The organism is Flavobacterium sp. GP15 (assembly GCF_014281985.1).
In the GTDB taxonomy this organism is placed as follows: Bacteria; Bacteroidota; Bacteroidia; order Flavobacteriales; family Flavobacteriaceae; genus Flavobacterium; species Flavobacterium pygoscelis.
This window is the reverse complement of the sequence record NZ_JACFTC010000001.1, coordinates 576505-597433: the sequence shown is the minus strand read 5'-3', so window position 1 is coordinate 597433 and position 20929 is coordinate 576505. Positions and strand designations below refer to the sequence as shown.

The 20929-nt window shown below is 33.4% G+C and carries 18 protein-coding genes; 6 read left to right on the top strand and 12 right to left on the bottom strand.

Annotated elements, in window-relative coordinates; translation table 11 throughout:
- Positions 1 to 56: 56 nt before the first annotated feature.
- Together H2650_RS02680 and H2650_RS02675 are read left to right on the top strand one after the other, a co-directional pair.
- Entirely contained in the window at positions 57 to 770 is a 714-nt protein-coding gene (locus H2650_RS02680) for a 3'-5' exonuclease (protein WP_188049212.1), read from the top strand.
- A gap of 53 nt (positions 771 to 823) precedes the next feature.
- The gene (locus H2650_RS02675) at positions 824 to 2263 is read left to right on the top strand and encodes a nucleoside recognition domain-containing protein (RefSeq protein ID WP_188049211.1); all 1440 of its coding nucleotides are present in this window, start codon (positions 824 to 826) and stop codon (positions 2261 to 2263) included.
- Positions 2264 to 2523: 260 nt separating this feature from the next.
- Here H2650_RS02675 and H2650_RS02670 read toward each other — a convergent pair whose 3' ends face one another.
- The 5 genes from H2650_RS02670 to H2650_RS02650 all read right to left on the bottom strand — a co-directional run bounded on the left by H2650_RS02670 (position 2524) and on the right by H2650_RS02650 (position 8095).
- The gene (locus tag H2650_RS02670; RefSeq protein ID WP_188049210.1) at positions 2524 to 3183 is read right to left on the bottom strand and encodes a CoA transferase subunit B; all 660 of its coding nucleotides are present in this window, start codon (positions 3181 to 3183) and stop codon (positions 2524 to 2526) included.
- Positions 3184 to 3253: 70 nt separating this feature from the next.
- Positions 3254 to 3955 carry a CoA transferase subunit A gene (locus tag H2650_RS02665; protein WP_188049209.1) on the bottom strand — a complete coding sequence of 234 codons (702 nt, stop codon included), beginning with the start codon at positions 3953 to 3955 and terminating at the stop codon, positions 3254 to 3256.
- A gap of 62 nt (positions 3956 to 4017) precedes the next feature.
- Positions 4018 to 6327 carry a penicillin-binding protein 1A gene (locus tag H2650_RS02660; RefSeq protein WP_188049208.1) on the bottom strand — a complete coding sequence of 770 codons (2310 nt, stop codon included), beginning with the start codon at positions 6325 to 6327 and terminating at the stop codon, positions 4018 to 4020.
- Between the two features lie 9 nt (positions 6328 to 6336).
- Positions 6337 to 6816, bottom strand: a complete 480-nt coding sequence (locus H2650_RS02655; RefSeq protein WP_188049207.1) for a gliding motility lipoprotein GldH — start codon at positions 6814 to 6816, stop codon at positions 6337 to 6339.
- A complete protein-coding gene (locus H2650_RS02650) occupies positions 6800 to 8095 on the bottom strand; it encodes a regulatory iron-sulfur-containing complex subunit RicT (protein ID WP_188049206.1) in 1296 nt (431 codons plus the stop codon). Before H2650_RS02650 ends, H2650_RS02655 begins: the two co-directional genes overlap by 17 nt.
- 445 nt (positions 8096 to 8540) lie before the next feature.
- On the opposite strand from H2650_RS02650, the gene H2650_RS02645 reads away from it, so the two are divergent.
- The 4 genes from H2650_RS02645 to H2650_RS02630 all read left to right on the top strand — a co-directional run bounded on the left by H2650_RS02645 (position 8541) and on the right by H2650_RS02630 (position 12379).
- Positions 8541 to 9788, top strand: coding sequence for a hypothetical protein (locus H2650_RS02645; protein ID WP_188049205.1), 1248 nt, complete (start codon positions 8541 to 8543; stop codon positions 9786 to 9788).
- Positions 9789 to 9884: 96 nt separating this feature from the next.
- Positions 9885 to 10397, top strand: coding sequence for a hypothetical protein (locus tag H2650_RS02640; protein ID WP_188049204.1), 513 nt, complete (start codon positions 9885 to 9887; stop codon positions 10395 to 10397).
- Positions 10398 to 10460: 63 nt separating this feature from the next.
- Entirely contained in the window at positions 10461 to 11408 is a 948-nt protein-coding gene (locus tag H2650_RS02635; protein WP_188049203.1) for a DUF6175 family protein, read from the top strand.
- A gap of 17 nt (positions 11409 to 11425) precedes the next feature.
- Entirely contained in the window at positions 11426 to 12379 is a 954-nt protein-coding gene (locus H2650_RS02630; protein WP_188049202.1) for a hypothetical protein, read from the top strand.
- Positions 12380 to 12481: 102 nt separating this feature from the next.
- Here H2650_RS02630 and H2650_RS02625 read toward each other — a convergent pair whose 3' ends face one another.
- From H2650_RS02625 to H2650_RS02595, 7 genes are all read right to left on the bottom strand, one after another.
- On the bottom strand, positions 12482 to 12712 hold the full coding sequence (locus H2650_RS02625; protein ID WP_188049201.1) for a ferredoxin: 231 nt from the start codon (positions 12710 to 12712) through the stop codon (positions 12482 to 12484).
- Positions 12712 to 13953, bottom strand: coding sequence for a peptidase U32 family protein (locus tag H2650_RS02620; RefSeq protein ID WP_188049200.1), 1242 nt, complete (start codon positions 13951 to 13953; stop codon positions 12712 to 12714). Before H2650_RS02620 ends, H2650_RS02625 begins: the two co-directional genes overlap by 1 nt.
- Before the next feature lie 69 nt (positions 13954 to 14022).
- On the bottom strand, positions 14023 to 15408 hold the full coding sequence (locus tag H2650_RS02615) for a rhodanese-related sulfurtransferase (RefSeq protein ID WP_188049199.1): 1386 nt from the start codon (positions 15406 to 15408) through the stop codon (positions 14023 to 14025).
- Positions 15409 to 15961: 553 nt separating this feature from the next.
- Positions 15962 to 16570 carry a hypothetical protein gene (locus H2650_RS02610; protein ID WP_188049198.1) on the bottom strand — a complete coding sequence of 203 codons (609 nt, stop codon included), beginning with the start codon at positions 16568 to 16570 and terminating at the stop codon, positions 15962 to 15964.
- 242 nt (positions 16571 to 16812) lie between these two features.
- A complete protein-coding gene (locus tag H2650_RS02605; protein ID WP_188049197.1) occupies positions 16813 to 17223 on the bottom strand; it encodes a BrxA/BrxB family bacilliredoxin in 411 nt (136 codons plus the stop codon).
- Positions 17224 to 17330: 107 nt separating this feature from the next.
- Positions 17331 to 18482 carry a lycopene cyclase family protein gene (locus H2650_RS02600; RefSeq protein ID WP_188049196.1) on the bottom strand — a complete coding sequence of 384 codons (1152 nt, stop codon included), beginning with the start codon at positions 18480 to 18482 and terminating at the stop codon, positions 17331 to 17333.
- A 75-nt stretch (positions 18483 to 18557) separates the two neighbouring features.
- A complete protein-coding gene (locus tag H2650_RS02595) occupies positions 18558 to 20861 on the bottom strand; it encodes a TonB-dependent receptor (RefSeq protein ID WP_188049195.1) in 2304 nt (767 codons plus the stop codon).
- Between the last annotated feature and the right edge of the window lie 68 nt (positions 20862 to 20929).

Genomic DNA, 20929 nt, shown 5'->3' with positions numbered 1-20929 from the left:
TTTTTACTTGTTTTAGTTTATGAAAATTTGTGTAATTTGTGGTCAAATATGAAAAGATGATTGAAAAAATAAACCTCAATAATATTCTATTTCTTGACATCGAAACGGTTCCCGAAGCCGAAGATTTTAATGGTTTGGATTCTGAAATGAAAGAGCTGTGGGAACAGAAAACGCAATACCAGAGAAAAGATGAATTTACAGCCGAAGATTTTTATGACCGAGCTGGAATTTGGGCTGAGTTTGGTAAAATTATTTGTATTTCGGTCGGTTATTTTACTATCAAAGGAGATATTCGTAATTTTAGAGTGACTTCTTTCTTTGGTGATGAAAAGAAATTATTATTAGATTTTAATAATTTGCTTAACAATCACTTCAATCAACCCCAACACGTTTTATGCGGTCATAATGCAAAAGAGTTTGATATTCCTTTTTTGGCACGTCGCATGATCATCAATCAAATTGCCATTCCGAATAAGTTGAATCTATTTGGAAAAAAACCTTGGGAAATTCCACATTTAGATACCTTAGAATTGTGGAAATTTGGTGATTATAAACATTATACTTCCCTTAAATTGCTAACTAAAATTCTAGGAATTCCTTCTCCAAAAGGGGATATCGATGGGAGTCAAGTAGGTCATGTTTTCTATGTGGATAAAGATATTGATCGAATTGTAACCTATTGCGAAAAAGACACTATTGCGGTAGCACAAGTTTTCTTAAGATTACGACGCGAGGATTTGCTTATCGACGAAGAAATTATTCATGTTTAAAAGCTATGCAGCCAATTGTTATTGATTGATTACATTTACAAAAATTATAGATTATGGTATTGAGTAGATTTTGGTTGGTTATATTTATTTCATCAATTATTTTTGTTGTTTTTAGTTTATTTATCGGAAATACTTATACTATTGATTATGTTTTGAATGGCAAAAAAGATGATCCAATTCTAGTGTCGGAAAAGTACATAGAACAACTTCCTGCTTTCATCAAAGACAGTATCATGAAAGCACCAGATCAAACCTTGATCGTAGATGTCGATACGAACAACGCAGATACCACTTATGTTTTTAAAAATAAAACCGTAAAAATTTATAGCGGCGTTCAGAAATCCGATGGATTATTGCCAACCTGTAAAAGTACTTTACTCGATTTAATTATTCCATTGATTGCTTATTTAGCCTTTTTCTGCGGATTGATGGAGCTTTTGATTATCTCTGGTGCCTCCGGAAAATTAGCCAAAGCTTTGAGTCCCGTTTTTGTAAAAGTATTTCCGAGTATTCCTAAAAATCACCCTTCAATATCGTATATGACGCTGAACTTTGCTGCCAATTTCTTAGGCTTAGATTCTGCTGCAACTCCATTTGGATTAAAGGCAATGGAAAGTTTGCAAGAGATAAACCCTGATAAAGACAAAGCGAGTGATGCCCAAATTATGTTCATGTGTTTGCATGCCTCTGGACTTACTTTGATAGCAACTTCAATTATTGGATACCGTGCTGCTGCAAATGCTAGTAATCCTGCTGATGTTATGTTACCTTGTATTATTACTTCTTTTATTGGTACAATTGCTGCTTTTTTACTGGTAGGAATTAAGCAAAAAATCAATTTCAAAAGTGCTTCTTTGGTTGCGGTTTTAATGGCTTTGATCGCTGGAATCGTTGGTTTATTAATGTATGTAAGCCACTTAGATTTAGTTGGAAAAAATTATTTCACTTCTAATCTTTCCGCTTTAATTTTAGTGGGTATTATTGCTTTTACTTTAATTTTTTCATTTATCAATGAGAAAAAGTTTGCTGAAGCAGACACTACGGTTTATGACGCTTTTGTAGTAGGAGCTAATAATGGTGTGAAAACTGGAGTTACTATTTTTCCTTATGTTTTAGGGATGTTAGTTGCTATTTCGTTATTTAGAAACAGTGGTTTGTTTGAAATTATTAGTGATGGTATTGCTTTTTTCTTTTCGAATATGGGAGTAAATAAACAAATTACAGATGCTTTGCCAGTTGCTCTATTGCGTCCGTTTAGTTCTGCTGGTTCAAGAGGTTTTTTGATCGATTCTATGAATACATTTGGAGCAGATTCCTTAACAGCTAGGTTAAGTAGTATTTTTCAGTGTAGTGCCGAAAGTACCTTTTATGTAATTGCAGTCTATTTTGGTTCCGTAAACATCAAAAATACACGTTATGCTTTAGGAACAATGCTTCTTGTAGATGTGATTTGTGTGATTACTGCCATTTTTGTAGCTACTTGGTTTTTTTAAAATCTTAATATGCGATTGTTTAGTAAACTGATAGCTCATTTTGTTGGTAATAGTTTTAAATGGATTTATTATAGGGTAGCCAATCTATGGATGAGGTGATCAAAGAGGATAATTCTACCTTAGGCCTTATAGTTATCATTATTTTGATCTTTATAACACTTAGCTTAAAAAATTAAGTTAACTTTAAATTATTGATATAAAAAAAGAGTCGGAATTTCTAATAAAGAAATTCCGACTCTTTTAAATTTAATGAGTTTTATTTAATCGATAATCATTTCCGGAATTTCACCTTCAATAATTAATTCTGCTTCAGTAGAAGCTATGATATGTTCTACAGAAACACCTGGCGCGCGTTCTAAGAGCTTAAATCCTTTTGGAGTAACTTCTAGAACTGCTAACTCAGTTACTACTTTTTTAACGCAACCTACGCCGGTTAATGGCAAAGTACATCTTTTAAGTATTTTTGATTCGCCCGCTTTATTTACGTGCATCATAGCTACAATGATATTTTCGGCAGAAGCAACTAAATCCATTGCGCCACCCATTCCTTTTACCATTTTCCCTGGGATTTTCCAGTTGGCTATATCTCCATTTTCAGCTACTTCCATAGCACCAAGAATAGTTAAATCTACTTTTTGGCTGCGAATCATTCCAAAACTAAAAGCAGAATCAAAAAAACTAGCTCCAGGCAAAGTGGTGATCGTTTGTTTCCCAGCATTGATAATGTCAGCATCTTCTTCGCCTTCAAAAGGGAATGGTCCCATTCCCAAAACACCATTTTCACTTTGAAACTCAACGTTTATTCCTTCAGGAACATAATTAGCTACAAGCGTAGGAATTCCGATTCCTAAGTTCACGTAATAACGATCTTTAACTTCTTTTGCTATTCTTTTTGCAATATCTATTTTATCTAAAGCCATATTTTTGATGTGTAATTAGTGAATTTGAAAATTAGATAATTGATTTTTATTATCTAATTCACTGCTTTTCTTATTTTCTAATTCTTACGGTACGTTGCTCAATTCTTTTTTCGAATTTTTCTCCTTTAAAGATGCGTTGAACTAAGATTCCAGGAATGTGTATTTCATTAGGATCTAATGAACCAACTGGTAATAATTCTTCTACTTCGGCAATAGTAATCTTACCCGCACCAGCCATACAAGAATTAAAATTTCTAGCTGTTCCTTTAAAAATAAGATTTCCAGCTTCGTCACCTTTCCAAGCTTTTACAATAGCAAAATCAGCTTTGAAAGCCATTTCCATTACGTGCATTTTTCCGTTGAATTCGCGTGTTTCTTTCCCTTCGGCTACTTCTGTTCCAAAACCTGCAGGAGTAAAAAAAGCGGGGATTCCAGCTTGGGCAGCACGACATTTTTCGGCTAAAGTTCCTTGTGGAGTTAATTCGACATCCAATTCTCCAGAAAGCATCTGACGTTCAAACTCAGCATTTTCTCCTACATATGAAGAAATCATCTTTTTTATTTGACGCTTGTGCAAAAGCAATCCAAGTCCAAAATCATCAACACCTGCATTGTTTGAAATACATGTTAACTCGCTTGTTTCTTTTTTTACTAATTCAGCGATACTATTTTCTGGAATACCACACAATCCGAAACCGCCTAACATTATAGTCATTCCGTTTTCAATTCCTTGAAGTGCTTCCTGAACGTTATTTACTTTTTTATTGATCATAAGATAAATTGCTATATATTTTGTTCTAATTAAAAATAAGCTACTTGCTTTTAGCTAAAACGTTATAATTCAAATTCGTTAGTATCATGTTCAACATCAGTTGAATCTACTTCTTTTTTAGCGGTATAGCAATCTACTTTAATAGATAGATTTGCTGGTCTTTCAAAAGCTGCTTTAGAAACTTTTAGCTCAGGGTCAGCATAACACAATTTCATAAAATAGCCCCAAACCGGTAATGCTGCTGTCGCACCTTGTCCGTAAGTGATGCTTTTAAAACGGGCAGAACGATCTTCACAACCTACCCAAACTCCAGTTACTAGATTGGGTACCATTCCCATAAACCAACCATCAGATTGATTTTGCGTGGTTCCTGTTTTCCCGGCAATAGGGTTTTTAAATTGGTAAGGATATCCTGTCCAACGATTGTCACCACTTCCGCCACCAGTAGTACGCAAGCGATCTCCAGATCCACCTTCTGTAACACCTTCTAATAATTTGATAACTGCATAAGCAATATCTTTATTTAAAACATCATGTGATTCTGGTATTGGCTCGTAGATGATAACGCCACTTTTATCCTCAATTTTAGATATAAATTGTGGTTTCATATACACTCCTTGATTAGCAAAAGTACTGTATGCAGCAACCATATCTTCAACTGTTATCTCAACGGCTCCAAGCGCAATGGATGGTTGTAAAGGTATTTCAGATTTTACTCCTAATTTGTGTGTCAAATCTACAACTGCTTCTGGACCTACTTTATCCATTAATTTGGCTGATACTGTATTGATGGAGTTGGCCAAACCTCTTTTTAAAGTTACCATTCCGCGGTACCTGTTGTCTGAATTTCTTGGTTCCCAATCCTCAGTGACATGATGGCGTCCTTTGCGAATAATAAATGGACCATCAATGATTGAGTCGCAAGGGGACATGTTCAATTGTTCAATTGCAGTAGCGTAAACAAAGGGTTTAAAAGTAGAACCTACTTGTCTTGCCCCTTGACCTACGTGATCGTATTGAAAATATTTATAATTAATACCACCCACCCAAGCTTTTATATTACCAGTTTGAGGTTCCATTGCCATTAGTCCAGATTGAAGAAAATGTTTGTAATAACGAATAGAATCTAATGGTGTCATGATTGTATCTCTTTCCCCTTTCCAAGAAAAGACCGTCATTTTCGTTTTTTCACTAAAAGATTTTATTATTTCTTCCTCGCTTTTATCCATAGACTTCATTACTGCCCATCTATTGGATGATTTCATGGCTTGATTTAGTATTTTTTGGGTCTCTGCAGCAGAGATATTAACAAAAGGAGCGTTTTTGTTATCCTTTGATTGTTTAAAAAATTCTTGTTGTAGGTTTGCCATATGCGCAGAGACAGCTTCTTCTGCATGCAATTGCATTCTAGAATCTATTGTAGTATATATTTTTAATCCATCTTTGTAGATGTCATAGTCAGAACCATCTGATTTTTTATTCTTTTCGGTCCATTTCTTCATATAATCTCTTAGATATTCTCTAAAATAAGTAGCGGTCCCGTCTTTATGTGTTTCTAATTTAAAGTTTAATTTAATGGGTAAACTTTGTAATTTTTCTTTTTGAGCTTCAGTAATGATATCTCCTTTTTCCATTTGCAAAAGCACCACGTTTCTACGATTTTTTACACCTTGTGGATTGCGTATTGGGTTATAAAGACCAGAATTTTTAAACATTCCCACCAATATAGCCGATTCGTCAATTGTTAAGTCTTTAGGCTCTTTTGAAAAATAGGTTTTGGCTGCGGAGCTAACACCTACTGAATTGTTTCCAAAATCATATACGTTACAATACATGGCAATAATTTCATTTTTTGTGTATTGTCTCTCTAATCGGATGGCAATAATCCACTCTTTTATTTTTTGGACAATTCTAAAAGGTAAAAATTTAGAACCTTCTCCATGAAACAATTGTTTGGCAAGTTGTTGAGTCAATGTACTCGCTCCACCGCTTGTTCCTAAACTAGAAATAGCTCTCAAAGTTCCTCTTCCGTCAATTCCGGAATGGTCATAAAAACGAGCATCTTCAGTTGCTACTAGAGCTTGAACTAGGTTTTTAGGTAGGTCAGAATATTTTAACTGGGATCTGTTTTTTTGAAAATATTTACCAATCACTACGCCATCGGATGAGATTATCTCGGTGGCCAAATTAGAGTCTGGATTTTCTAGATCTTCAAAAGAAGGCATAGATCCAAAAATTCCCCAAGAAGCAAATAAGAAAAACAAAGCGACGCTTCCTAATCCTATGAAAAATATTTTCCAAAATTGCTTTTGATAATACGCAATGTCTTTTACATTACCTTTTGCTGAGTTGCTGCTTTTTTTGATAGCCATAATACTATATTATTCTTTTTTTTCAATTCTAAAACCAACTTCTGTAATTCCATCTAAATCCTTAACACCTGGAACTTTTCCGTTCTCTCTAACCGCTTGTTTGATGTGTACTTTGTATTTGGAACGAAACCTTACATTTTCTTTATAAAAAAGTTTACTTTCTTTAATATCCGAAAAACCGTTACCCAATAATGTTCCGTCAGGATCAGCCATTTGGTATTCTAAAGTATCTACTTTTGTAAAACCATTGGGTAATTCTAGAGATACAATTAGAAATAAATTGTTGAACTTATAGTCATTGTTTGCTCTTAAATTAACAAATAAATTATATCTTTTTGTTGAATCTAATTCTGGTAAATTAAAAGTTACAATACTGTCCTTATCCCATGCATTTCCAACAGATTTGTATTCATCATAGACTCTTTTTTTATCACATGAAAAAAGGAGAATGGAACCCAAAAGAATTAAAGCGCTATTTTTTATCCACATTTTTAGTAATAATTATAGGTTTTCTTGGCTCTGCTGGTTTTTTTTCTGCAGAAGCAGGAGCAGGTCGGTTATTGTTTGCGGGTTTATTATTGTTTGGTTTTGTATTGTTTGCCGGTTTTTTGTTATTAGCTACAATAGTATTTTCACCTACAACTTTGCGTTTTTTATTGGGTTTTTTCTTTGCTTTAGGTTGGTCAAAACGCGTTAAACTTTCTTGGCCCATAGCATTGTTGAAATTTTTCTCCACCTCAACAACTATTTCAATTGCAAAATCCTCTAATGAAGAAACTTTATTTTTTAATTTGTTTTCAGCAACTATTTCTTTGACTTGGTCTATTTTTAAAACATGCCAATTAGCAAAATTATTAGTGTAAGCAAACCACATTAAACCCTTGAAAATATCTTGTTTTTGACAAATAGCATCGCCTTTTTCTGTAACAAGTCTAGTTTCAAAATCTGGAAAATCTTTCAATGCGTCCATATAAGTATCTAACTCATAATTTAAACAACATTTTAATTTTCCGCATTGGCCCGCTAATTTTTGTGGGTTTAACGATAATTGTTGGTAACGTGCTGCAGAGGTATTTACACTTCTAAAATCGGTTAACCAAGTAGAGCAACACAATTCTCTTCCACAAGAACCAATTCCTCCTAAACGAGCTGCTTCCTGACGAAAACCTACTTGTTTCATTTCGATTCTAGTGCTGAATTCTTTAGCAAAATCTTTAATTAATGCTCTAAAATCAATTCTATCATTAGCAGTGTAGTAAAAAGTAGCTTTTGATCCATCTCCTTGAAATTCAATATCTGAGATTTTCATTTCTAATTTTTGAGCAATCGCCAATTCACGAGCTCTCACCTTCATCGGTTCTTCTTTATCGCGCGCAACGGACCAAATGTCAATGTCTTTCTGTGATGCTTTTCTGTATATTTTAGGAACATCATTACTTAAATGATTAACTCCTTTTTTCTTCATTTGAATTTTTACTAATTCGCCTGTCAAGGTTACAATTCCTATGTCATGTCCTGGCGAAGCAACTGTGGCAACAATATCGCCAATACTCAACGTTAATTTCTCTGTATTGCGATAAAACTCTTTTCTCCCATTTTTAAAACGTACTTCAACACAGTCAAAAGGAGCCTCTCCGTTAGGTAAACTCATATTAGAAAGCCAATCGAAAACAGTTAATTTGTTGCAGCTGTCGGTGCCGCAAGTCCCATTATTTTTACAACCCTTTGGTGCACCACCATCAGAAGTTGAACAACTTGTACATGCCATAATTTTATATATAGTGTTGTGACTGGCACAACTTAAGTTCTTAAAACGATTAATGTGTAAAGATAGTATTTTTTGATTAAAAGTGGAATCACTTATTTTGATGACTCTATTTGTTGCATATAATTTTTCAAGTGCAATCTTAAACCACTATTTAAAAAGTATTTACATTTTTGATTTGTTAATCAACAGTACTTTTAACAATCCATAAATACCCAAATTATATTATTTTTCGTTCATTTTCTTTTTTTTAACAAACTAATTCCTAATTTTGTTTTCTAAATAAATTCTTAATAATTTTATTTAACACAACAAATATCAATTAATTAGGCTTTATACTGATTATAGGTATTTCTTACAAATCATATTTTAAAAAGTGTAGTCCAGAAAACACAAAAAAAACGGGGAGTAACTGAAAATCCAAAAGAGTAAGAATCAAATAAATTTTATGAAACTTAAAAATGTGTTTTTACTAGTTTTGGTATTGTTCAGTTTTAACAATTTTGCCCAATCCAATAAAGATTTAAAAGATATTAAATATCGCAGAAGTTCTTTGCATACTATTTTAATAGAATCTGAGAATTTTCCAAAAAAAGAAGCAGTTATAAAAGCATATTACAGCGCACCATTTCCTGATAAATATGACAATCATAACATTGGAGAGAAATCTTTTGATCCTAAAAAATTTGGTGCTGCAAAAGACGATGCATCTGAGAAAGAAATGATGGATGTAGTTGCAAATTATTTAAAAACGAATAAAATTGCGAATAAAATGGTTGCCAAATGGTTTAACAGAAAAGCCAATGGTACTTTTGATATCGATTTAATTAGCGAAAGAGGACTTCTTAGTGCTTCCTTTACAGATGTTAAAACGGCAGCTGCTTCGGCTGAAGGGAAAGCTTTATTGCAAACTGCAGGTTTAGAATTACTTAACAACACATTTGTTGTAGTTTCAAAAATGAAATTTTACGAAAATGAACCAGTAGCTAGAGCCGCAAAAGTTGCTGCTTATGCAGCTGCAGATAAAATTAGCGTTGCTATGTTGCGTAACAAAGCAGTTGCTGTTGCAGATAAAGCGTATGATGTTGCAAAAGAAGGATATTCGGTTTGGACTACTTCTTTTTTATATAAGTTAAAATGGGACGATGTTACGAGTAATACTTTTTATCAAGATTATTGGTTAAGTGATGCTAAAGAACCAAACGCTGCAGCAAAAAAGAAAAATTTTGATACTACAGACTTGTTTCAATTAGAGTTTATTGGTTCCGAAAGTGCCACAAGTTTAGTTACTTTTTCTCTTTCAGAAAAAAGAACTGAAAATCAAATTATTGATTTAGCAGTTACGAGAAACGTTGATAATGTTTATGCCAAATTACAGAAGAAATATGATGTTTTTAAAACTAAAGTTCCGTTGTATGCTGCTAGTCCTTTAAGTGCAAAAATAGGAATGAAAGAAGGATTAGAAGGTGGTGAAAAATTTGAGGTGCTTGAAGCTAATATGGATCCTAAAACGGGAATTATTGAGTACAAAAAGAAAGGTACTATAAAAGTTGATAAAAATAATATTTGGGATAATAGATATAATGCGGGTCTTTTAGACGAAGACAACAAAGGGGCTAAAAAAGAATTAGAAGCTACTTTGTTTGAAGGAGGAGGAAAATTCTACTCTGGAATGCTAATCAGACAAATTAATTAAATTTTATTAAAAATCAGAAATCAAATAGAACTGTTTAAAGGTTTTCAAACAGTTCTATTTGATTTTTTCAATTATGTTAATTTTAAATCCTTTCTAATGAAAAATATCAAATTTATTATCACTCTATTTTTAGTAGTTTCTTTTTCTACTTTAAGTGTAGCGCAACAAAGAAAAGCAGATAAAGATACTGCTGCTTGGAGATACGAAATTGAAGCTGTGCAAACTGGCGTTCAAGGTACTTATCTAATTAAAGTTTGGTCGTATTCTAAAAAACCAGATGTTGCTATTGACCAAGCGAAAAAAAATGCAATTCATGGAATAATTTTTAAAGGTTTTACCGGAATTTCAGGTGTTCCTGGACAAAGCCCTTTGGCGAATAATTTAAATTTAGAAGATGAAAAAGCAGATTTCTTTAAACCGTTTTTCAAAGATGGTGGCGATTATATGAAATATGTTTCTCTATCAAATGATGGTGCTGTTGCTGCTGAAGACAGAATGAAAATGGGTAAAGAATATAAAATTGGAGTAATTGTAGCGGTAAATATTACGAATCTAAGAAAAGATTTAGAGAAAGCCGGTGTTATTAAATCACTATCTAGTGGATTCTAGTTTGAAAATTAATACCCTTTAATAAAGCAATCTATATTTTATAATAATGACAATCGTATAATGATGAAAAAAATACTTTTAATCACAATAATATTTTTAAACGCAGTACTAACTGTGAACGCACAAGCAAAGAAACCAACAATTATGGTGGTTCCTAGCGATGTTTGGTGTAATCAAAGAGGATATATGCTCGATTTTGATAATCAAGGAACTTATGTACAAGTACCAGATTACAAGAGAGCATTACAAGAAAATGCCGCATTACTTATTGTAATAAGTAAAATCAATGAGTTGATGGCGTCGAGAGGATTTCCTTTAAAAAACTTAGAATCAGTTTTAAAATCTTTAGACGGAGAAGCGGCTGAAGACGCAATGCTTACCAGTAAAAAAACAGGTTCAAATATTGTTGAAAGCCCAATTGATAAATTAAAAAAAGTTGCAAAAGCGGATATCGTAATGCAGATATTTTGGAATGTAAATCAAATGGGACCAAAACAGTCGGTAACATTTAATATTCAAGGATTAGATTCATACACAGACAAACAAGTTGCTGGAGCATCTGGTACGGGACAAGAATTAATAGGTTCTACGTTGCCAGTAATGTTAGAGACAGCTGTGTTGTCACACATTGATAATTTCAACGTGCAATTAATGAGTCATTTTGATGATTTATTTGCCAATGGTAGAGAAATATCTTTGAGAATTAAAAAGTTTGATGCTTTTCCAAATGACTTTGAAACGGAATATGCAGGAGAAGAATTGGGAACGCAAATAGAAAATTGGGTTCAAAAAAATACCGTAAAAGGACGTTTTAGCACGACAGATGCTACAGAAAATATGATGTTATTTGAGCAAGTTCGAATTCCACTTTTTGATGCAAGTGGTAAAGCTATCGATGCTAGAGCTTGGGCAAAAGGACTTCAAAAGCACTTAAAAGATACGTACAAAATTGAGGCTAAATTAATGACTAAAGGTCTAGGACAAGCTTCTATTGTAGTAGGAGAGAAATAAATTATAAAATCAATACGATGAAAAAAATAATCTCAACTGTATTCTTGTTTTGTGTTGCATTTGTAAATGCGCAAAGCAATCAATCAGACGCTGCTTCATTAATTGAGCTTACGTCTTACGTTTCTGACCAAGTGGAAGGAATAACAGAAATAGCTAGAAATAATTTAGAAAACAAACTCTCACAAATTGTTACTGCCAATGGAATGGGCGTTAGTGGTGGTGATTCTAGATTTATTATTACAGCCAATATTGTAGTTCTGTCTAAAAATATTACACCCACTGCACCGCCGATGCAAGCTTACACCCTAGAAGTGAATCTTTACATTGGTGATGGTATGGAAGGAATTAAGTTTTCTTCTCATTCTGTGACATTAAAAGGAGTTGGCGAAAATGAAACCAAAGCTTACATGGCTGCATTGCGAAACTTAAAAACAAATGATCCGCAGTATCAGACTTTTGTAAATAAAGGCAAGTTAAAAATTGTTGAATTTTACAATAAAAAATGCGATGCTATTATTGCTGAAGCAAAAGCTTATGCTATGAAAGGGCAATATGACGCAGGTTTATACAAATTATCTTCAATTCCTGTTGCTTGCAAAGAGTGTTATAACAAAGCTGTTCCAATTACTAAAGTGATTTACAAACAGCAAATTGATAAAGAATGTAAAAGCTATTTAGCTAATGCAAAAACAAGCTGGGTAGGAAATCAAGACCAATATGGCGCTACAAATGCGAGTGAATATTTAGCGATGATTGATCCAAATGCAAGTTGTTATAAAGAAGCTCAAGCTTTTTCAAATCAAATTGCAGCAAAAATTCTTTCTGATGAAAAAAGAGAATGGAATTTTAGAATGAAAGTTTACCAAGATGATGTTGCCTCAGAAAAAGCAGCTTTGAAAGCGGCTAGAGATATTTCGTTAGCGTATGCTAAATCTGAAAATGTATATTACACGGTTGTGGGTTGGTGGTAATAGCTATCCAGTAATTTTTAAATAAAAACAGCTGTAAGAGTTATTCTTGCAGCTGTTTTTATTTAATTTCATTATATAAATTCTTTTCAAAAAGAAGTAGGACTAAGTTTCTTTAACCGAAATAATTTTCACCGGGCACGCTTTTGCCGCTAATTCACAACTTTCAACAATGGTGTGATCAGCTGATTTTAAAGTGTAAAAACCTTTGGCATTTACGGAGTGAATCAACACTGATTTGCCGTCTTTCTTAGACATCTGAAAATGCGCTGGATCCATTTCTACACAGTAATTACACCCAATACATTTGTCTCTTTGTAACGTTATGATAACCATTAGGCTTCTACAATTTTATATAATTTATCAGACATTCTGATTCGGAACGGCAACTTTAAAGTACAATCGTCTCCTTTTGTTGCTTTTTGTGCAGCAGTGTTATTTACTTGCATTTCTTCGATAATCATTTCTTGTGCCCCGGTACTTGGCCCAGTTACTAGAATTTTATCGCCTATTTTTATATCGTAAGCCTCAATTTTAAATTGTCCAACCTCAGCTTTTGGGAAATAATGCGTTCCTTTTCCAACATATACTTTCTTCTGAGTCGCCAAAGATCCCGAAACATCGCTCCATTCGCCTAATTCTTGTCCGAGATAATAACCCGACCAAAATCCACGATTGTAAACGGTGTTCAACGCTTCCATCCAAACCGCTACTTTTTCTTTAGAAAAAGTTCCTTCATAATAGCTATCTATCGCTTCACGGTAGGTTTTTATTACAGTTGCCACATATTCTGGAGCACGACCGCGACCTTCAATTTTTAAAACCTGAATGCCAGAATCGATTACTTGATCTAAAAAATCAATGGTGCATAAATCCTTTGGAGACATCATGTATTCATTATCGAGTTCAATTTCGAAACCCGTTTCTTGATCAATAACCGTGTATTTTTTGCGGCAATTTTGCTTGCAAGCACCACGATTGGCCGATGAATTATTCGAATGTAAACTTAAATAGCATTTTCCCGAAACTGCCATGCACAAAGCACCGTGACCGAATATCTCAATTTCAACCAACTTTCCGCTTGGTCCTTTAATTTCTTCTTTCTTGATTTGCTCGGTAATACTTTTAACCTGACGCAAACTCAGTTCCCGACTTAAAACCATCGTATCGGCAAATAAGCTATAGAATTTTATGGTTTCAATATTAGTCACATTCAACTGCGTCGAAATATGAACTTCCATTCCAATTCCTCTTGCCATTGCAATCACGGCTTGGTCAGACGCGATTACGGCTGTAATATTGGCTTCTTTGGCTTTGTTTAATAAAGTCTTAACCACAGATAAATCGTGATCGTAGATTATGGTGTTCAGAGTCAAATAAGTTCTTATTTTTTTTGTTTCGCAACGACGCGCAATTTCTGGTAAATCATCCATTGTGAAATTTACCGTGGCACGAGCGCGCATGTTTAATTGCTCTACGCCAAAGTAAACGGAGTCTGCATTATTGTCTATTGCAGCTTGAAGTGACTCAAAGTTCCCGGCGGGAGCCATAAGTTCTATTTTGTTTGTTGTTGTCATTATTGTATGAAGTAAACCTTTGCCAAGTTTTAAATTTTGACAAAGGTGATGAGTGAATCTGTTTAAAAATTAGTCTAAAACCTTATATAATTTATCAGACAAACGGATTCTAAAAGGTAATTTAAAGGTGCAAGTGGCTCCCGAAGTCGCGATTGTAGCATCAATGTCGTTCACGAACATTTCTTCGATGATCATTTGCTGTTCCCCAGTTGTGGTTCCTTTAATTAAGACTTTATCACCAATTTTTATTTCTCCTTCTTCAATTAGAAATTGAGCAACGCTTGGTTTTGGAAAAAAGTGAGTTCCTTTTCCAATGTATTGTTTTTTAATTTTTGTTTCTTTTTTCAAAACAGTAGCCACTCTGCGAGCTGTTTTTGTTTCGGCTAATTCCGTAAGATTTGTAACCAAAGCCAATGGATCTTGATTGTTTTTGAAAGTCAACACCTCTGATTTTCCTTTTTTGAAAATCATATTGCCATTTTTTATTCCTCGTCGAACTGCTTTTTGTTCTTCTTCTGGCAAGTGAATTATATCTACACAAGCGGAGGAACAACAGCCTTCCATAGCTGATGCACATTCTTCGCATTGAATGAAAAGCAAATGACAACCTTCATTCGCGCAATTCGTATGTACATCACAAGGTTTGCCGCATTGGTGGCATTGAGACACGATATCGTCTGTGATTCTTTCGCCCAAGCGGTGATCGAATACAAAGTTTTTCCCAATGAATTTACTTTCTAAACCTTGTTCTTTTACTTGGCGCGTGTATTCAATAATTCCGCCTTCCAATTGGTACACATTTTCAAAACCTTTGTGTTTAAAGTAGGCACTGGCTTTCTCGCAACGAATTCCTCCGGTGCAATACATCAACAGTTTTTTATCTTGTTTGTGCTCCGCCAATTGTTCTTCGATGATAGGCAAACTTTCGCGAAAAGTATCCACATCTGGTTTTATGGCTTTTGTAAAATGACCGATTTCGCTCTCGTAATGATTGCGCATATCGACCACAATAGTATTGGGATCTTCTAATAAATCATTGAATTCCTTCGCTTTTAAGTGAATTCCAATGTTGGTTACATCAAAAGTTTCATCCACTAAACCATCTGCAACAATCTTGTCACGGACTTTTACGGTTAGCTTCAAGAAGGAGTGATCATCATGTTCAACAGCAATATTCAAACGAATTCCTTTCATGAAATCGTAAGCCTCAATCGTATCTTTAAACGCGTAGAAATTATCGGCTGGTAGCGAAAGTTGGGCATTTATACCTTCATTAGCTACATAAATCCTGCCCAGAACGCCTAAGGGATTCCACGCCAGAAATAAATCATTACGAAATTGTGTTGGATTTTGAATTTGCGCATAAGCATAGAAAGACAAAGTAAGTCTTTGTTTTCCGGCATCATCGATCATGATGGCTCTTTCTTCTGCGCTTAAGGTGTTATACAGTTGCATGCTATAAACAGTTTAAGTGTGAAAAATTATTTTTTGCAAAAGTAGATAATTTAACCGTAAAGTTCGCAAAGTTTATGAAAGGTTTAATTTGTAGGAGCTTCTTCCAGCTTTTCGCTATATCTCTTGTTTTCGCTAGCGCTACAATAAGAGGATGCCGCTTCAAACAAAGTTTACTGAACCCCTGTGGAAATATATTTCTGTGAAGTAATCTGGGCTATTATTCTTGAAGTTGAAAGAATATTTTGCGCTTATTTTGTCATTCTGAGGAACGAAGAATCTTTGTAAATTGCTCAAATAACTATGATTCTTCCTTCGTCAGAATGACAATTTTCTAAGAAAATGATTGAAGTATCTGAATGTTTTATCGACAGTAATAGTAATTTATTTGATAGAAAAAAGACCAATATATTAATAGTAGGATTAGTGTCATTTTAAATTATCCAAATTCCTACCTTTGGTGTAATTTGTGGATATTATCACTTTTTTGTTCTATTATTCCTGTTCAAAGTACCTTGAGTTTATAACTAGAGTAGTTCGTTTTTTTTATTACTACTTATTTATTAAGTCTTTTGTTTTTTATTATTTCTATTGATTTGATTGCCAAAACGGGAGATATCTTGACATTCCTGCTTCCTTTTTCAACATAAAAATAATAGGAACTATTTGATCCAATTAGGAAGATGTCCCTTATTTCGTCATCGCCAAATGTCATTTTATAATCGTAATTGAGGGTGTTTTTAGATATTTTTTTCGCCACTTTAACGCCACTGCCTAGTCCAATTCCAAGGAAAAACGATAGTAGGCCAACCGCAAATATGCCTATAATTAGTTTGCTACAAAATGTTTTTACTTCCTCTTCAGTTATTTCTGAAATAGGCTTTTTTAAGTTAATCCTTTTCTTCAACCAATCTTTATTAGAGTTTTTGGTGATAAGTAAATTAATTATGTATAGAATTATTAGATAAACAATGAATACTGAAAGTATTAAAGGAGTTGATGTTAAGTCAGCAATTGGACTGATTAATATATCCATTATGTTAGAATACTTTAAAATGTTTATTCCAACTTGATAGTAATAAATACTTTCTTTTAATATCCCTAAAATAACAAGGAATAGATAACCAAATGGGAGTATTTTTTGTAAAGTTTCACTAAATTTCATATTATTTCTTATTGTTTTAAAATAGAATATTGTCAGTTATTTAAAACAAATATACAAATAATGGAATTATTTATATTAGATTTTCTATGCTTGCTAGCCCAGATAGTAGTGGAAATCCTTTTTAAAAGCTTCCAGCCTTATAAAGGCTGGAAGCTTTTAAAAAGATTGAAACGAATAGCTGGATGTGGCTCCAAATAAAAAAACCACGAATGAACGTGGTTTTAATTTGACTTTTTATTGGTTTAGCAATACTCGTTGAAAGCATCTTTCAAGTTTTCTGCAATCATTTCAGCTGGACGACCTTCAATGTGGTGACGCTCTAACATGTGAACTAATTCACCGTTTTTGAACAATGCCATAGCTGGAGAAGATGGAGGAAAAGGAAACATATGTTGTCTCGCTGCATCAACTGCATCTTTATCAACTCCTGCAAAAACAGTAATTAAATGGTCTGGTTTTTTAGCACCATCTAAACTCATTTTAGCTCCTGGACGAGCGTTTCTTGCTGCACATCCACAAACTGAATTCACAACCACTAAAGTTGTTCCTTCTGCTTTTATTGCGCTATCTACTGCCTCAGCACTATGTAAATCTTGAAAACCTGCAGACGTTAATTCCGCTTGCATTGGCATTACCATTTCTTCTGGATACATATCGTTGTATTTTAAGTATTAATTTTAATTAAGCAAAGTTACGAAGTTTAAAAAGAACTCCATTATGTGTAGTATAAAGTTTTGTTATTGTTTGATAGACATTATTTTTATTGAAATAAATGCCTACCTGAACGGACTAAAGCATCTATAAAAGGTATTTTAGGACATTTCCAAATCACTTGAAGATCTTCGGCGAAAGTAGTTTCTTCATCCAGAAATTTAAAAATCAAAGCGGGACTTCCTTTTTTAAATAGAGACGAAAATATCGAAGCTCCTAATTCGTTCTTTCGATATAAAATATCCAAAAGCAACAAATCATAAAACCAAAATTTTGTTGTTTTGTGGAATTTAGTTAAGTCAGTTTCTTTTTGTAAAAATCTAACTAATTCTGTTGATTTTTTATCGGAACTTTTAAAAGTGTAACCTGTGCTGGCTTTGGTCCATCCGCCGGCTGTTCCTATATTCAGTACTTTTTTAGTGTTCTTTTTCCAGAAAGTATAACAACTCATTGGTATACTTCCTTGTTCTTTTTCGACTATCTCGTAGTCAGTTATTCCAAGTTTTTGAATGTACTTGATAATCTCGTTTTCGTATTCTTCTTTTGGTAATAATTGAGCAGAAAATAAGGTATATTCTAACAAAGCTTCCGTTGAGGAAGTTGGCAAAACATACATAAACCGCGTGTTTCCTCTTTGTTCCACAGAAAAATCCATAAAAGTAGCTTGGTTGGTGTTGAAAACTGCTTGTTTCGATTTTATAAACCATCCTATAAAATGCTGTTGCAAAAGCGGATAATTGGTTTGATTTTCGATCTCTGATTTTCTGTAAATACTGTTGATTACTTTGCTACAAGTGAAGTTTTCTAAAGGTGTTGCTACAAAAACATGATTTTCAAGTTCATTAATGTCAGTCACTTTTTCGTTTAGAAAAGTAATATTTTTTTGTTTCGAAATCAATTCGAAAACTTGATTGTAGAAATCCAGTCCTTTAACCATATTGTATTGATAAGGTTTTAAATCAAGATCCCGACTAAATGTAGCATTGGCAAACAAAGCCGAATCCCATTTTTTAGAAATACTTTTTTCCCATTTTGATTCGTTTTGTTCCCAAAAACACCAGGTTCTGTCATTGGTCTTTTTAGTATTTTCATCGATTAACAGAATGGATTGATCATCAAATTTTCGGGATTCAATCATTTTATAAATTGTCATTAAACCTGCTAAACCAGTGCCTGTAAAAATGTAATCGTAATGTTTCATTTCTTTGTTTAAAAAGTAAAAGTAGGTCTTCTAATTTGAAAAACCAAAGTCTGAAAAAGTGTAAGAATTAGAAATTTAATTTGAAATTTTAATTCCAATAAAAGTTGTTCTAGGTAATCCAGGACCGTAAACATAATTACTATCACGGTTTTTGCCAATGTCAAAATCGGCTTGATATTGATTAAAAATATTTTTTATTCCTCCATAAATTTCAAAGTTCATCTTGTATTTTTCGCTTGGAATGGTATACGTTATTTTGCTGTTGAGTTCTGAAAAGGTTTTAGTATTTAAAAAATTATCTGTAGTTTGATTTTCTGCTCCTGCAAAGTGAGCTATTTTCATAGAACCTGTAAAAACATAGTTTAGATTAAGTTTTAGTCGTTCAGTGGCGCTGACAGTAAGATTAGCAAAACCGTATTGGTTTGGCGTTCTCAGGAAATCTCTTGTTGGAGTAATTCCATTTATATACGTTATAGCTTTAGAAAACTGGCTAGTTTGAAAAGTAAAACCGGATTCTAACTGTGCTGTTTTATTGTAATTAGCACGCAATTCAATCGTAATACCTTGAACTGTGGCTTCGTCTCCATTTTGTTTTTCAAAGATTTGACCAAATTGATCTTCGCCAATATTTTGAAGAACAAAGGCATCTTTTAAATGTGTATAAAAACCTTCTAAAGTAAAACCAGCTATAAATTTTTCTGTTGCCTTGTCATAATTTATAGAAGCGCTCCAGCTTTTAGATCGTTCTTCGATTAAGTTAGGATCATAAATCACTCTTGAAACACCGCCACCAGCAAAAGCAATATGCAAATCAGTATCAAAAGCTTGTGGAGCGCGGAATCCTGTGCCATAACTTAATCGGAATTGCGTATTGTCTTTGTATTTGTACAATAATGCGATTCTTGGACTAAATATAACCTTGTCTACTAAATTATGAGCATCCATGCGAACACCAGAAAGCAAATCTAAACTAGGTGAAATTTCCCAGTCGCTTTGCAGAAAGGATCCAAAATCTTTTGTGTGCTGATCTACTATGTAGTTGTATGATTTAATTTCATCAAAAACTTTATCAGAAATATATTCAGTCCCAATGGTTAATGTATTGGTTCCTTTTAAGAAATCCTCTAATTTATGATTAAATTGAATTCCGCCTTGTACTGTTTGTGTGTTTGAAATTCCATAAGGAGGATTTTCTAAATGATTTTGAATGGCAATTGGGTCATCAGGAAATGTACCAGTGTAATGCTTTCTATCTGTGTTTTGCCATGCTCCATAAGTGATTAAAGAACTTTTTTGATTATCAAAATTAATTTGGTAATCCAGACTTCCCATCCATATTTTGTGTTTTCTTTCTTCGGACTGTAATGTTAAATAGGCGGGTTTATCAACTATTTCACCTCCAAAACGATATTCGTTCAAATTGCTAATACTCAACTCTATTTTTTGATTGTCTGTTGGAAGTAAAAAGAAATTAGCACCAATAGAATTATTCTCAATCAATGGGATTTCAGAAAAATTATCGCCATTAGCATCATAATGCTGTCTTTCGCGATGTGTCATAAACAAAGAAATTCCTGCATTTTTATCTTCATTTACTAGTGTTGCATTACCGTTTAAATTGTAGTCATTGCTTTTGCCATCGATGTTATAATAGGTCGAATTGATTTCGAAAGCATCTTTTTTAGGAATTTTAGTAATCACGTTTACCGTTCCTCCAATTGCGCTAGATCCGTATAATGAAGAGCCACCGCCGCGAATTACTTCAATGCGTTCAATCATATTTACGGGTAATTGCTCCATACCATACAATCCCATTAGCGGACTAAAAAGTGGTCTCCCGTTTATTAATATTTGTGAATAACCTCCAGCTAAACCATTCATCCGTAGTTGTTGGTAATTACACGTCTGACAATCAGTTTCTACTCGAAGTCCGGGCTGGAATTTTAAGCCTTCAGATAAATTACAGACTTGTAAGTTATTTAATGTTTTACTGTCTAATACATTTACAATCACAGGACTGTTGGTTTGTCTTTTGAATGTTTTTGTACCTGTTACAACAACTTCTGCTAAGTCATTTTGAAAATTAGTCAAATCAAAATCAACGATTTGTACTTGATTTTCTTCTGTTTTAATCCTTTTTTTAGCAGTTTGAAAACCCATTCCGCTAACTTGAACTTCGTAGGTTCCTGAGGTTATTGCTTCAAAACTAAATTTTCCATTTGCATCTGTTGTGGTTGTTTTCTTTGTTGGATAAAGTTTAATAACCACACCTGAAACCACCTCATTTTTTGAAACTACCGTACCTTTTATTTTAATACCATTTTGCGCTTGAATAAGTATTGCTGTGAACAAACAGATTAAAGTAATTGTATTTTTCATATAGGCTTAATTAATTTTTAGACAAATCTAAAAATTATATTTGATAAAGCAAAAAAACATAATTATAT

Excerpts from the sequence above, each read along its gene's own strand:
- H2650_RS02625 (WP_188049201.1), bottom strand. The coding sequence starts at position 12,712 with ATGGTTATCATAACGTTACAAAGAGACAAATGTATTGGGTGTAATTAC.
- H2650_RS02605 (WP_188049197.1), bottom strand. The coding sequence starts at position 17,223 with ATGTATCCAGAAGAAATGGTAATGCCAATGCAAGCGGAATTAACGTCT.
- H2650_RS02650 (WP_188049206.1), bottom strand. The coding sequence starts at position 8,095 with ATGGCATGTACAAGTTGTTCAACTTCTGATGGTGGTGCACCAAAGGGT.
- H2650_RS02665 (WP_188049209.1), bottom strand. The coding sequence starts at position 3,955 with ATGATCAATAAAAAAGTAAATAACGTTCAGGAAGCACTTCAAGGAATT.
- H2650_RS02670 (WP_188049210.1), bottom strand. The coding sequence starts at position 3,183 with ATGGCTTTAGATAAAATAGATATTGCAAAAAGAATAGCAAAAGAAGTT.
- H2650_RS02645 (WP_188049205.1), top strand. The coding sequence starts at position 8,541 with ATGAAACTTAAAAATGTGTTTTTACTAGTTTTGGTATTGTTCAGTTTT.
- H2650_RS02595 (WP_188049195.1), bottom strand. The coding sequence starts at position 20,861 with ATGAAAAATACAATTACTTTAATCTGTTTGTTCACAGCAATACTTATT.
- H2650_RS02675 (WP_188049211.1), top strand. The coding sequence starts at position 824 with ATGGTATTGAGTAGATTTTGGTTGGTTATATTTATTTCATCAATTATT.
- H2650_RS02655 (WP_188049207.1), bottom strand. The coding sequence starts at position 6,816 with ATGTGGATAAAAAATAGCGCTTTAATTCTTTTGGGTTCCATTCTCCTT.
- H2650_RS02630 (WP_188049202.1), top strand. The coding sequence starts at position 11,426 with ATGAAAAAAATAATCTCAACTGTATTCTTGTTTTGTGTTGCATTTGTA.
- H2650_RS02615 (WP_188049199.1), bottom strand. The coding sequence starts at position 15,408 with ATGCAACTGTATAACACCTTAAGCGCAGAAGAAAGAGCCATCATGATC.
- H2650_RS02600 (WP_188049196.1), bottom strand. The coding sequence starts at position 18,482 with ATGAAACATTACGATTACATTTTTACAGGCACTGGTTTAGCAGGTTTA.
- H2650_RS02660 (WP_188049208.1), bottom strand. The coding sequence starts at position 6,327 with ATGGCTATCAAAAAAAGCAGCAACTCAGCAAAAGGTAATGTAAAAGAC.
- H2650_RS02610 (WP_188049198.1), bottom strand. The coding sequence starts at position 16,570 with ATGAAATTTAGTGAAACTTTACAAAAAATACTCCCATTTGGTTATCTA.
- H2650_RS02635 (WP_188049203.1), top strand. The coding sequence starts at position 10,461 with ATGAAAAAAATACTTTTAATCACAATAATATTTTTAAACGCAGTACTA.
- H2650_RS02620 (WP_188049200.1), bottom strand. The coding sequence starts at position 13,953 with ATGACAACAACAAACAAAATAGAACTTATGGCTCCCGCCGGGAACTTT.
- H2650_RS02640 (WP_188049204.1), top strand. The coding sequence starts at position 9,885 with ATGAAAAATATCAAATTTATTATCACTCTATTTTTAGTAGTTTCTTTT.
- H2650_RS02680 (WP_188049212.1), top strand. The coding sequence starts at position 57 with ATGATTGAAAAAATAAACCTCAATAATATTCTATTTCTTGACATCGAA.